Consider the following 13,257-nt stretch of genomic DNA (forward strand, 5'->3'; position numbering starts at 1 on the left):
GAGATTCTCGTTGGCGAGGGCTAGGGCATCACGCCGCGCGTTTGCCAATAGTCTGGCACAGAGCCGAAGCCGATCTTCCGACAAGGAGGGGTGCAAATCCCAGGGCTTCGTCTTGGACGGGGCAGGGGAGGGAGCGGCCATGTGCCCTTGTAACCCTGAGGCGCAAGCGAGGTCACGCGCCTCCTTGCCAATCTGGTGACATCCTGCCCCCATCACCCTCAAAGAAGGGAACCCGCCCGAGATGCGTCATGCCGATCCTTGAAGTCAGCGCAAACGGCCTCGTGCCCATCGCCGTCACGACCTTCGAGGCCGAGGGCTGGCGGGAGCGGGGCGATCTTCAGCGCCTCCTGAAGGACCACATTGTCGCGCTCGAAGAGGGGCTGATGGTCCTCACCGAAGAGTTCGGCGGATGGAGCGACAGCAGCCGGCGCATTGACCTCCTGTGCCTCGACAAGCTCGCGAACCTCGTGGTGGTCGAACTGAAGCGTACCGCCGATGGCGGGCACATGGAGCTTCAGGCGCTGCGCTACGCCGCCATGGTTTCCGCCATGACTTTCGAGCAAGCCGTCGAGACCTTCGCTCGCCACCGGAACCGGGCCAGCCCTGACACCGACGGCGCCCGAGCCGAGATCTTGGATTTCCTGGGATGGACAACGGCGCGGGAGGACAGCTTCGGCAACGACACCCGCATCATCCTGGCGGCGGCCGATTTCGGAAAAGAACTGACGACCACAGTGCTGTGGCTGCGGGAGCGGGACATCGACATTCGCTGCGTCCGGCTGCGCCCCCACCGCCTGGCGAATGGGAACCTCCTGCTGGAGATCCAGCAGATCATTCCCCTGGCAGAGACCGCCGAGTTCGTCACAAGCATCCAGAACAAGAGAATTGCCGAACGGAAGGAACGCAACGAGCGAGGCCAGCTTCTCGAGCGTTTCCTACAACAGCTTTCCGAGCGGGCCCTTCAGCGCACGCGCATCCATGAGGGACGCACACCGGACGCCGATCTGGGAGTCTTGTTCGGCGCGATCGGCAAGGCGGGGGTCTCGATCAACTACGTGATCGCGAGGGACGTCTCCCGGGTCGAAGTGTTGTTCCAGCGGGACGACGGCCGAGACCTGCTGCTCAAGCTCAAAGAGGACCAGGCCGAGTTCGAACGAGCCTTTGGAGGGCCGCTCGACTGGGATGAGAAGGAGAATGTGCGGAACTGCCGCGTCTGCCAGCGCGTCGAAGGCGGCTATCGCTCTTCGGAGGAAGAGTGGCCGGTGATCCAGGACCGCCTGATCGAGGCCATGATCCGGCTCGACGGGGCGTTTCGCCGGCGGATCGCCTCCCTGCAGTGAGGACAGGAACAGGGCAGGCAGGGCGCACCGAAAACCTACCGTCCGCCAGTGGTGCCGGCCTTGATCGTGGCCACGCTCTCCGAGGCTCGGGCCAGCCTGGGGACGCTGACGCGAGCCTCCTTGCTCTTGGCTCCGGTCTCGTCGTTCTCAGGTGGCATGGCCCTTTGCTCTCCCAGCCCTCAAACAATTAGGAGTCCGAAGCGTGGGTCGCAATCTTGATCGCGCGGCCAAGGACGGGACCGTCCACCGGAGCAGAGAAGCCGAGCGGTGGCCGGTACCGGCGCGAACCCTTCTTCGTCAAAGTTTCCCTTCGGACTTGATCTGGGCCGCCACACGCGACTTGTAATCCCGTGCCCGCTGAATGCGCTCAACCCATCCCTTGCGCCCTGCCTGGGCCGCTTGCATGAGATTGATCAGCACTGGCCCCCAAGCCGGATCCAAGTGCACTCCTAGGTGAAGGGCGCGTTGATAGGACACCAGAGTGGGGCCCGCCGCAGGATCACGAGACCAGTCGGTCGCTGCAGAGGTAGCCATCTCGCTCCGCTTCACGTCGGGAAGCAGGATTTCGCCATGGGGCTCCATCTGGCCCAGCAGGTCCCAGCAGACCTCGACAATGGCGCGCTCGGCCACACGCGAGCAGTATGGGTCGCATTCCCGGGAGAACGCCGCGACCCACATCTCTACATCCTCGCGGATCACCGCCGCAGCTTCGAACCGGAACTCCGGCGCGTGCTTCAAAAATGCCGCCAAATACGCCGGCGCTGACTCACGTCGGGCGCCACGAAGAATCTCCAGCGCCGCGCCCTCACGGTTCCTCTGCTCAAACGACTCCCTAAGGGTGAAGAAGTTCATGAAGGCCTGCAACTGTGCCTTGGTTCCAGCACGTCCCCACTTCGGCTCCTGGGCCCTGCTCTTCATCGCCCGACGGGGCTTACCCGGAAGCACGTGCTTTCCAGCCTCCAGGACGGCGCCCGCCACAGAGCCCACATACGTCCGAGCAAATGGCGAAATCGGGAAGGTGATTCGGCGTATGGCTGCTTCGGCCAGATCGGGGCCAAGATGAGGCATCTTGTTCAACACCGACTTCGCCCTTTCAGAAGGCCCCATCTCCTCCAGCTCACCGAGCCAGTCGCGAGCATCGCGGACCTCCAGCCGGCCGAACTTCGGCATGAAGGGAATCTCCTTGGTAGGCTCTGCCGCCGCCCAAGACCTCTCGGCATCCTCCTGCGACAGCGTCGCCATCATCTTGGAGTGAAAGAAGGCGGTGACACTCCGATCTCCCGAGGCGCCCTCGGCCAACTCCTTTCGCCGCTGCTCGCGCACGGCTTCGCACGTCAAGCGGCTCAACTGCGTCGTGTAGGTGACGGGCGAGATCATTCGCGGCGTGGTCACCAGGACGAAATCTTGCTCGCCCCCCAGCCTGTCAATCATCTTCAGCCGCTCATCTCGGTTGTGCTTCGCATGCGCCTCAACGCGGGCGAGTTCGTTGGCCGCGTATTCGCGAAGGAGCGGCAGGACGCGCTCATCTCCCACCCTGCTGAAAACGCTCTCCAACGCCGCCCGGATATCCGAAGCAATCTTTTGGCTCTCACCGGCCAGGAAAGGCATCTGGACGGCACGCACCAAGGCTTCAATCTCCTTCTCGTGGAACTCCTCGACCACCCGGCGGTGCTCATCGTCCAGGAGATGAGCCTGATCGCGCAAAAGGGCCACTCGATGATGGGCAGGAGCGGCAATGAACTCCGTGGCGCGACGGGCGCTGGCACGAAGGATTTTGCGCTCCACGTTGTTCCAATCGGAAAGGAGAGCAAGATCATGAATAAGGCGCTCGTCCACCGACCGACCTGGCGACTTCCGGGTGATCGAGCGGATCCCCGCACTCGGCAGCAGGGAGGGCACCTTCCTTTGGGCCGGAAGGGGGAGCGGGCGCCGCACAGCCTTGTTCTTGGATTCCTGCTGCATCACCCACTCCCTTTCCACCAACATTACGCCGCGCCCGGGCGAGCCAGACGCGATGCCTGCGACTGCGTGGACTGCACCAAAGAGGGCGAAATGACCTCGTTCGGCTGCGCGGCCGGCTTCGGCGGAGGAGCGTCGAGGTCCGGCACCTCGGCGAAGCCCATCTTCTTGGAAGGCACGGTTCCGGCGATGACCCCGCCCGAATGGATGGAACCCGCCTTCGCTTCCTTCTTGATCTGACCCTTCAAGTCGAGCACGGCCTCCGTGCCCACCCACCAACGCTTGTAGTCGCCCAGCCCGCGCAGGATGCCATCCTCACCCAACGGCTTAGCCAAGGGAGCGGCGGCCTGGAGCTGCGCAAAGTCCATCTTCACGACCTCGAAAGGCCGAATGGGCTTCTCCTGGGTTGAGACGTAGGGCGTGATCGTCGAAACGTTCAGCGGGAACGGCACGGCCCGCGACCCGGGCACCTCCTCGAGCAGACCCTTCACCGCCGGGTCATCCGGGGCGAACATGTTCACCTTCGTCTGAGCCGTCAGAGCGAACACGAACTTCGCCTTGGTCATCTCGTTGCCGATCCGATTGACCGAGGCGCGCCCGGCTTCCCAGGTCGGCAACTCCCGGGACATCGGCACCACGAAAGTCACGTCCACGCCCGCCGCCTCGAAAAGCGTCGCGGAGCTTTCCAGCCAGGAGGCGAGGCGCATGTCGAGCGTCCCGCCCATATCGACCACGACCATCGCGCCGCGGCGGATGGCCTCGACGGCCACCCGGCGCGTGTCGTCGAACGGCTTGTTCAAGAGGTCGGGGGACTCCATCACGTCCTCGCGCACCTCCGCGTTGATCGGGTGGTGGATCGCGTACTTGCCCAGCTGCCCCTTGTACATCGCGGTGAGGCGACCTTCCTGATCCAGTTCGATCAGGACGACGTCGATCCCGGCGCGGATCAGGGCATCGAGGATCGCGCAGGCGACGGTGGACTTGCCGACCCCGCCCTTGCCGCTCAGAGTCCAGAAGATCTGTCGCTTGAGTGGGATTGAAGTGCTTCGCATAATAAGGCTCCTTTCTCTTCTACTGGTCCGGCGCCTGGCGCCGGTGGTTGCTGTCGGGACGCGGGAGATTGATCTGAACGATCACGGTTTTTCCGCACCCACCTTTCGTCGCGACGAATACCGCGACCTCCTGCCCATCCGGGCGAGACTGACTACCCATCGTGTTTCATTCCTTTCTTTGCGGTCTCTTCGAGCGAGCCGAGATTGATCCTCGGCTTGGTGGGCCGCGTTGGGCTGATCGCTTGGTCCATCTCCCTTTTGTTGCGCTCGATACGCTCGATGCGCTCCTCCTCCGTTTCCTCGTCGCCCTCCGGCGCCTGGCTCTTCGTCTGGGCCTGAATCTTCGTCAGAGCGTCCGACGCGTCCGGCTCCTGAAGGGAAGTAGTCGGCTCTTTCTCGGACACAAACGGCTTGTCTCCGCTTGGCGCTTGTTGCGGAATGTCGTCATCACGCGGGCCGAAAGCCGCAAGGCGAGCCGCCTTCTCCTGCACAGCGCGACGGGAAAGCAGCTTTTCCATCTGGGGGGAGAGAGAGGGTTCGAGCGAGGCACTCTCAGACGTTCCGGAAAATCCGAACGCCGCCCGCAACGCATCCTTGAGCGTGATCTCGGCCTCTTCCTGACAGAGAGGGATCTCGGTCATGAGATGGGGAAACGCCTGGAAGATCTTCGCCCGGACGTGCGGATGGCCGAACTCCCGGTTCGCTTTCGTGCGGCCCTTGTAGAGAGTTTGGACGCTGAGCTTTGGGACCTCGAGAAGCTTCATTTTCTTGAAGCTCAAAGTCAGGCGCTCAACGATAAGATCGCGCAGCTCGGGCACATTGGCGCCAAGATCGCTCAAGCCATCAAGAACCGGAGTGAGCCAGAAGGCGAGATCTTCGCCACACACCAGACCAGGACCCCGCTTCGCATCCACTGCATCCAGCGCAGCGCTCTCCAGGACCCGGTCCATCGACAGAATCAGCTTCTGGGCGCCGTCTCGCCAACGGCGGCGAAATCGCCTCGCAATCTTATGAGGGAGACGACCAGCGGGACCCGAATGCGGCCGACCCGTCAATTCCGCGATCTGCGCAACGTGTGCCATGAGCAACATCCTCGAAGTCCAATCCGGCTGTGGCGGACCTCTCAGAAGTATGTTTAGGGAATGCCCGTGACAGAAATCTAGCCGCGGTTTGGGGCGCAGGTCGGAAGCGCAAGGGCGAGAAAGCAAGCAAGCGAGACAGTGCGGCAGAGCATCTGAAACCGCTCAAACCCGGCAGAATTGCTCGGCCTCTTCGGGCGCGTCCTCTAGGCGCGGTGACACGGAGAGCGCTTGACCACCGCAAGAAATTCCTCACCGTGTGTGCGGGCCTCGCAGCCATACCCGATGCGCGCGTAGCACCTCAAACAGAAGTCGGAGGTCTGCTACGCCGCCAAGAATGCGGCGATTCGAACAAAGCAGCCTCACATCACTCCGGGTCAGCCTCGCCTGCTGCCGGCCCCATTCGCGCGCCCAGGTTCTGAGCCTGCTTGCCGCGACCTGAGCTGGGCGTGTTGCCCGGCATCGGATGCCGGAAGCTAGAACGGCGGGGCGCGAGCAAGGAAGATAGCGAGACAGTGCGACAGTGCCGCCAGAATTGGCCGCGACCTCAGGAATCTTGCGGGCTCCGCACCAATCCTGTTGCTTCGCTCTGTGACACCGATCCCAGAGTGCGATGAGAGGGGCGCCACCGAAGATAGGCGTCCAAGGCTCTTCCCCACCATGAGGAAGTGACGCCCACATGGTACGCCAGGACGTGTCAAACATGGATCTGCCAGGCCGCGCTTGGTGCTCTGCCCAGGGGTGTGCGTGAGGGCATGTCCTCTTCCCAGATGCCCACTCCCCCAGGCACGCCAGCGAAAAGCTCACATCCACACCAGGATGGCCGGTTACCGGGTGTTCCTGAGCCCCAGACTGGCCGTTTTCCGCGGGGTTCCAGTGCCTTTGGCGGGGGTGGTTGGCCCAGCTGCAGCATCGTCCACATGGCCGATTTTGCCCGTTTTCCCGGGCGCTGCACCTGCCCTGCGGGAGGCCAAGAAGTCGGTTTGAAAAGAGCGTGGTGGGGGTGCTCGCGACAGTCACGAGCGGTGTTTTCACCCCCAAGATCGGTGTTGGCGGGGTGGTCCAAGACCCGTTTTCGACCCCTCCCGAGAGCCTTCCTCAGACCCCAAACGACCCCTTCCTAGACCCGCCTCCAGACCTTCAGACAACCCTGTTTTGCCCCCCTCTCGAAGACCCCTCTTGGCACCGCTTTGGCACCTCGACGAACTGTCCTTCCGGCCCGGTCGAGACCCCAGTTTCGTCCCGTCTGCTTCTGCCCGGTGGTGCCCACCCCACAGTTCAGCCACCCCATAATTACGCTTTGGGCAGGGCGTGCACTACCTCCTGAAGGTGGGCTGGCTGGAGAGGGGAGAACTGGGGGCAAGCACGTCGGAAACGTCAGACAAGCTGCAATCCGGCCTCCGGCTCCCCCCGCTCCCCGATGCTCTCGACCCACCCCTGTCACTCGTCTTCGGCGCTGATCAGGGCTTCTAGGTTGAGGAGAAAATCATGGCACGGAACCGATCCAAAGCGGCCAAGATCGACGTCAGGGTCGAGGAGGATTTGAAGCAACTTCTGCTGGTCCAGGCGAAGGCCGAAGGGGTCGAGCTTGCCGACATCGTTCGCAAGTATCTCACAACGATGGCTCATGCGGCGCAGGCGGTTCAGCACCGGGTCGGAACGCCCTCCGTCCCTTCGGCCCACCATCCCGCCAGCGAGGCTTCGGCAAGCCCTCTCGATCCTGTGCTTCTGGACCAGCTGTGCCAGCCGAGTGATGTCGTCAGGTTTCTGCACGCGGCCGAGGGCGTGATCCACATTGCCGCCCCCTGGTCGAGAAGCAAGGCGGTCGCCGGCGTCAGCGTCGAGGTGATCCATCGGGCGTGGGCGGCGCTTGATCGGTTTCGTCGGGAGGGGGAATCCGGTCCGCATGCACTTGGCTTGCGGCGGGCGGTTTCGTCCAACCTCGCCCCCATGTTGCTGTGCTTCGGGGACATGAAGGCACTTCGGACCCCGGGTCAGACGCGCGAGCGGGTGGAAACCGCGTTGGCGGAGGCCGACACCCTCCTGCGGGCAGCGGCAGACGAAATCCTGAGCGTCGGGGGGGCCACGTCATGATCATCGACAAGAGCACGGTCGAGAAGGGTGGCTTGGTCGGGCACGGTGAGTACCTCGATCACGGGTCCAAGTCCGAGGGTTTTCATCAGGTCCAGGACCCAGACGGCTTGATGGTCATGGCTCCGACGAGCGTGGAGTTCGTGGCGCGCGTCCTGACCGAGGGCAAGGCGCTTGGGGCGGAGACCGACGTCGGAGCGATTTCGCTGGCGATCTCGCCAGGCGAGGGTGAGATGTTGGGCAATCGTGATTGGACCGAGGTCATCCACATCGCCCTGGAGGTGCACGGCTGGGATGATTCCCCTCGCAATGCCAAATTGCACGACAAGGAACGTCCTGTGAGCAAGGTGACGGGCCTTGCCGCCCTGCCGCAGCACATGCACCTCGACGTGGCCGGCTACGAGCCGGTCACCGGGCTCCGTCGCAGCCTCTACAAGTTCAACGAGCGTGGGGAGATGGCTGCCCGCTGCATCGAGAACTTCCTGGGGCACCGGCATGTCCTTGGCAACCACGCCCAGGCCAATGAGCGGGAGTTGCGGCGCCTGGCCGAGATCCGCACCGAGTTTGACCGCCCCCTCTCTTATGATCCTGCGGCGACTGCGGCAGGCATCCGCGAGGAAGCGGCACGGCAGCTACGCGACGCCGGACACGATCCGTCGGATGACCCCGACAAGCTTATGGCGGCCTGGACCAAGCACTGCTCGCCCCGACAACTCCGGACTGATCCGGCCCGCAAAGCCCAGGTAGAGGGCATCAACATGGACCGTATCGCGGCCGCCCTCCTGCGAGCTTGGAGCGAGATGCAGGGCGTTGGCTACCTCTTCCCGAACCGGTGCCGGGCTTACGGCCTGGAACTGACCCGCGACAAGCACGGGCGGGTGCTGGCGCTCGACGGCGAGGGGAAAGATCATTCGCTCGAAGCCTGCTTGAACCATGCCAAGCGGAGCGGACTGGATCAGAAGAAGCCGGTGGACGTTCCTGCACTTCTCGCAGCGCTGTCAAAGGTTCGGCTTCCGTCCCTGCCCGAGGCGCGGCGCAAGGCCATTCCCGAGACACGAAAGGCATACACCACGGAGCGGAGCACGCTTGGAAAGCGCCTTGGCCGGGCGAAGCTACGAAAGGACCAGGCTGCGGTCACGGCCATCCAAGCGGAGATCGAGGCGCTCGACCGTCGCTCGCTCCCCTTGTTCACAAGTCCCGGCATGAAGCCGCCCGCCGGCGCTGAGGAGCTTCGCATGGGCAACATCCATGTCGGCTCGAACCTTCCCGAAGGGCTCTTGGTCCGGGGGGAGGGGCCGGTGGATTGCGACCGCGCGGTGGAGGCCTTCGTGCCGCGCATGACGTCAAAGACCCTGGTCATCGACATCCGCGGCGGCCGCCGCGACGTCCATTTGGAACTGACCCGCTCGGCCATGAAGCGAGGGCTCAAGGTCGAGGGCGGCTACGAGACCCAAACCCCTGGCTTTGAAATGTTGCCCGCTCCGAAGGCGAAGCCGGTTCCGGCTGTGCTGGAGAAGCCCATCGTGGTCGAGCAGCCGAAGCCGCAGGCCCGCGATGAGGACATCATCGTTCAGCTTCCTCCGAAGGTGCGACCGGATCCCGCCAGGTCCCCAATCGGAGAGAACTCGATCGTGGTACGCGGCGATGGTGCCCCCATGGGCGATCAGCTGCCTATGGCCGCCCGGTCGATTCCTCGGGCCGAGGAAGAGGGGAAGGCACGCGAAGTGAAAACAACAGACGCGTTCACAGCGTTTATCCTCAAGCGGAACGATGATCTCAAAGAAAGGGAAGCCCGGCGACAGGCCAGGGCTGCTGCCGCTGAGGCACCTCAGCCCGTATCGCCGCCCAAGCCTCCGGCGATCGCAGCGCAGCGCGAGGCGGCGCTGCCAGAACCGGCGCCCGCTACAGTCCCGAGCGTCGGGCTTCCCTGTACAGCCGTCTCGTCCGCGGCCGCTTCGATCGCTGCGCCGAAGGCTGAAGTTGAGCCGGCCGCGATCCTGGCGCGCAAGGATGCCAAGGCCGAGGCGCCAAAGACCGAGATCTCTAAGGCCGCTCCCCCGAAGGCGCCTGATCCCTCTGCCTATGCCAAGCAGCGCGGGCAGCACGAGCGCGTCATTCAGTTTGTGGATCACCTGATCGCGACGAAGTGCGAGCCCAAGCTCGAAGCGCTGAAAAAGGCGGTATTGCCGCTCCACGACATTTCTCTCGGCGGCCGCAGCATCAAGCGGCTCGCCGAGGATATGGAAAAGAAGGAGCGGGAAAAGCCACGCGACCCCGAACTCACTGAAGAGGAATACAAGGAGAACATTCAGGAGGCCGTCGCCAGTCGCTTCATCAAGGAACTCATGCGACCCACCTCGCCTCGTGCGACAGAGGTGATTGGGGACAAGATCCTTCCTCAGTTCGAGGCGGTTCTGCGCACCGGCGAGGCGCTGTTGGACGCATTGTCTGAGACACAGCGTGAAAGCAGGGGTTCGGGCGGGTTCACCGAAAAGCAATTCGCTGTGATGAAGGAAATCTTCGACAGCGGTTGTGCCGTTGCCAAGCAAATTGACATCCCAGCTTGGATGGATGCGGTCTCGACCGTTCTGAAAGAAAGGAAGAAGGACGAGCCTCCAGCACAGTTCTCGCAGCCGCTTGATATCGCGGGCCTGGCCTTCGCGCTGGAATTCAACCTCAACCGGCGTCGCCTTGACCGCCGGAACGACGAGAAGCCGTTCCCCTTCACGGACGAGGAGCTTGAGCGCCTGCACCGTCAGCCGCATCGCGCGCCTGCTGTCACTGAGACAGCTGTTGTTGCTCCCGAAGATCCGGAGCTGGTGCGGCAGCGTGAAACCCTTCTGCTCACCATGGAAGGCCTGAGCGACCTGACCCCCGAGAGTTGCGGGAACATGACCTCCCAGAGTTGTGGGGACGTGCCGCTGTATCAGGGCGTGGACGGAACACTCTACGGTGCCAATGGCGTGTGGAAGCCCGAGCCCGCAACAGTGGCGCCGGCCTTGGTTCAGCAGCCGGCCGGGGCGAAGGAGGTTCGGGGCGACACCCGGCCAGCAGCTAGGCGCACGCACCTTCAGCAGGGAACTCGCTGATCACGCCTCGCAGGAGGGTGCATTGTCTTTCCCGCGGCCCTGCTGCGAGGCAGGGTCGGGCTTATTTATGATGCGACCGCAATCACTTCCGAACCGAGCCCATGGAAATCGTCATCACGGAGAAGACCAGCCAGGCCAAGGACGTCCAAGCGGCCGTCGGGAGCCGCTACGGCCAAATTCTTCCCGCCGAGGGCCATCTCCTCACTCTTGAGGAGCCGGAGGATGTCAACCCCGAATGGAAGCGCTGGTCGCCGGTTCTGCTCAAGCCTGAGCGGCGCTATGGCTTCAAGCCGGCGAAGGGTGGCAACAAGGGCTCGAAGCTCCAAGCCATCCAGTCCGCCTTGAAGAAGGCCTCTCGCGTCTGGATCGCCACCGACTGCGACCGCGAGGGCCAGCTGATCGGCCAGGAGATCCTGGAATGGGCGGGCTTCGCTGGCGAGGTCCGGCGCGTCATGTTCACCGCCCAGGACCCGAAGACGATCCGCGATGCATTTGCCGCGGCGAAGCCCAACAGCGAGTACGCGAACCTCTATCATGCGGCCCTTGCTCGGGCGCAGGCCGACCAGATCTTCAACCTGTCGCTGACGCGGACGGCCTCGGTGCTGCTGTCGCGACCTGGGTCCCCAATTGGGATCGGCCGAGTGAAGACCCCCACCATGTCGCTGGTTTGCCGGCGCGAGCTGGAAATCCGGAACTTCAAGCCGGTCACCTATTTCGAGGTCGTTGCCACGGCCTCTGTGGAGGCTGGCTCCTTCCGGATGCGCCACGCGCCCAAGGTCCGGCTGGAAGACAAGGCGAAGGCCGAGGCGATCCGCGTCCAGGCCGAAGGCTTCCGGGGGCCGCTGCGGGTCAAGGTCGAGGACAAGCGCCAGGGCCCGCCCCGGCTGCACGACCTCCCGAGCCTGCAGAAGCTGTGCTCGGGCCGGTTCGGCTGGACGGCCGAGCGAACGCTGGATGTCTCGCAGGCGCTCTACGACACCCACAAGATCATCACCTATCCGCGTGCGGAGACCCGCTACCTCGCTGAAAGCCTGATCCCCGACGTGCCGCGCATTGTGGCCGGGCTGACGGCGCCAGGGGCACCCTTGGAGAGTGTCGTGGTCCCGAAGCCGCCGGAGGTCCGGAAGGGCAAGAGCGGCCACTTCTGGGACAAGGGCCTGGAGGGCGTCTCGCACCACGCCATCATCCCGAACGCCAACACCGTCGGCGACATCCAGAAGGTCTTGCCGCGGCTTTCGGCCGACGAGACCAAGATGTTCGACATCATCGCGCTCTCCTACCTGGCGGCACTGATGCCCGACTTCCTCTACCGCCAGACCACCGTCACCCTCGACGTACAGGGCCATGAGTTCCGCGCCACGGGCCGCATTCCCACGAGCCAGGGTTGGAAGGCCGTGTACGACACGGACACCGATGAGAAGGCGGCCAAGAAGGAAGCTGGCGAGGAAGACGACCCCGACGCCGAACAAACCCTGCCGCCGCTTCGGGACGGGGAGGGGGCCGCACTCTCCGATGCCAAGCTCCTTGAAAAGCAAACCAAGCCCCCGCCGCGCTACACCGAGGGCACGCTGATCGAGGCGATGCAGAACGCCTGGAAGTTCGTGGAGGACGAGGCCCTGCGCGAGAGGCTGAAGGAGGCCAAGGGCATCGGCACTCCGGCCACCCGGGCCGAGGTGATCAAGGGGCTCAAGGCGCAGCAGTTCCTCGAGGCCAAAGGCAAGAACATCATCCCGACCGAGCGCGGCCTGGCGCTCTACGGCCTCCTTGTTCAGGCAGAGCCGATGCTGGTCGACCCCGGCGTGACGGCGACATGGGAGATGCGCCTGGATGACGTGCTGACGGGTCGGGAAAAGTTCGGGCGGGCGATCATGTCGATCTGCGATGACGCCCAGGCCGCGATCGACCGGCTGAAGGCGTATGCGGCGCAAGGAGGGGGCGCGGTGCCCGGCGCGCTGGGCCAGACAAGCCGGCCGCCCACGTCCGCGATGAAGGGCTTCGCAGAGCGCCTGGCGAAGGAGAAGGGTCTTTCCTTGCCGAAGGGCTACGCTAAGGACGGCGACCTGGTGCGAGCTTTCCTGGATCAGCATGCCCCGAAGCGGGAAGGGCCCGCACAGGAAGGGGAGGGGCCCCGCCCGCCTTCCGAGGCGCAGCTGCGCTTTGCCGAGAAGATCAGCACCGAAGCCGGGAAGCCCATCCCGGACGATGCGCGAGCTTCCTCGAAGGCACTCTCGGCCTGGATCGACAAGCACATGCCGAAGCAGTCCGGGAAAGGCAGTTCGGCGCCGAAGCGCGAAGGGAAGGGGAGAGGGAAGGGGGCGAGATCGCCGGGCAAGGCGGCCGCGCCATCCGCTCCCACGGCGCCGCCTCGCTCTCCGGCCCAGGGAGCACCGCCACCGGCTGGCGCCACCCCTCTCAAGATCCCATTCGGCAACAAGGACCGCGCGCTCGCCCTGGGAGCAAAATACGCGTCAGGGGGCTGGTTCGCGCCCGCTGGGGCCGATCTCACACCCTTTCGCGAGGCAGGCTGGCTCTAGATGTTTGATCCCAGGTTTTGATGGTGCAGTCTTCTCCCAGGAGTGGAAGGACGCGCTATGGGCCAGGTTCAACACGGCTGCGCCACCACGACAGCGGCGGTCCGTCGAGCGAT

The 13,257-nt window shown here is 64.2% G+C and carries 7 protein-coding genes; 4 read left to right on the forward strand and 3 right to left on the reverse strand.

The genetic code is table 11. From position 1 onward, the window contains the following. The first annotated feature begins 248 nt into the window (after positions 1-248). Complete coding sequence (locus OF850_RS23070) at positions 249-1,340, forward strand: DUF4268 domain-containing protein (protein ID WP_301592734.1); 1,092 nt, start codon at positions 249-251, stop codon at positions 1,338-1,340. A gap of 297 nt (positions 1,341-1,637) precedes the next feature. On the opposite strand, the gene OF850_RS23075 is transcribed toward OF850_RS23070, so the two are convergent. The 3 genes from OF850_RS23075 to OF850_RS23085 form a co-directional block, all read right to left on the reverse strand. Then, positions 1,638-3,302, reverse strand: a complete 1,665-nt coding sequence (locus OF850_RS23075; RefSeq protein ID WP_301592737.1) for a hypothetical protein — start codon at positions 3,300-3,302, stop codon at positions 1,638-1,640. Positions 3,303-3,325: 23 nt separating this feature from the next. Further along, on the reverse strand, positions 3,326-4,351 hold the full coding sequence (locus OF850_RS23080) for a nucleotide-binding protein (protein ID WP_301592738.1): 1,026 nt from the start codon (positions 4,349-4,351) through the stop codon (positions 3,326-3,328). 152 nt (positions 4,352-4,503) lie between these two features. Further along, positions 4,504-5,301, reverse strand: coding sequence for a hypothetical protein (locus OF850_RS23085; protein WP_301592739.1), 798 nt, complete (start codon positions 5,299-5,301; stop codon positions 4,504-4,506). Between the two features lie 1,617 nt (positions 5,302-6,918). Between OF850_RS23085 and OF850_RS23090 the strand changes: the two genes are divergently transcribed. The 3 genes from OF850_RS23090 to OF850_RS23100 all read left to right on the forward strand — a co-directional run bounded on the left by OF850_RS23090 (position 6,919) and on the right by OF850_RS23100 (position 13,144). Further along, on the forward strand, positions 6,919-7,524 hold the full coding sequence (locus OF850_RS23090) for a hypothetical protein (RefSeq protein ID WP_301592741.1): 606 nt from the start codon (positions 6,919-6,921) through the stop codon (positions 7,522-7,524). Then, positions 7,521-10,610, forward strand: coding sequence for a hypothetical protein (locus tag OF850_RS23095; RefSeq protein ID WP_301592742.1), 3,090 nt, complete (start codon positions 7,521-7,523; stop codon positions 10,608-10,610). The genes OF850_RS23090 and OF850_RS23095 overlap by 4 nt, the downstream gene beginning before the upstream one ends. 101 nt (positions 10,611-10,711) lie before the next feature. Continuing rightward, the gene (locus tag OF850_RS23100; RefSeq protein ID WP_301592743.1) at positions 10,712-13,144 is read left to right on the forward strand and encodes a DNA topoisomerase; all 2,433 of its coding nucleotides are present in this window, start codon (positions 10,712-10,714) and stop codon (positions 13,142-13,144) included. Positions 13,145-13,257: the final 113 nt, after the last annotated feature.

The sequence above is a fragment of the Sabulicella glaciei genome, assembly GCF_026183895.1.
Taxonomy (GTDB): domain Bacteria; phylum Pseudomonadota; class Alphaproteobacteria; order Acetobacterales; family Acetobacteraceae; genus Roseococcus; species Roseococcus glaciei.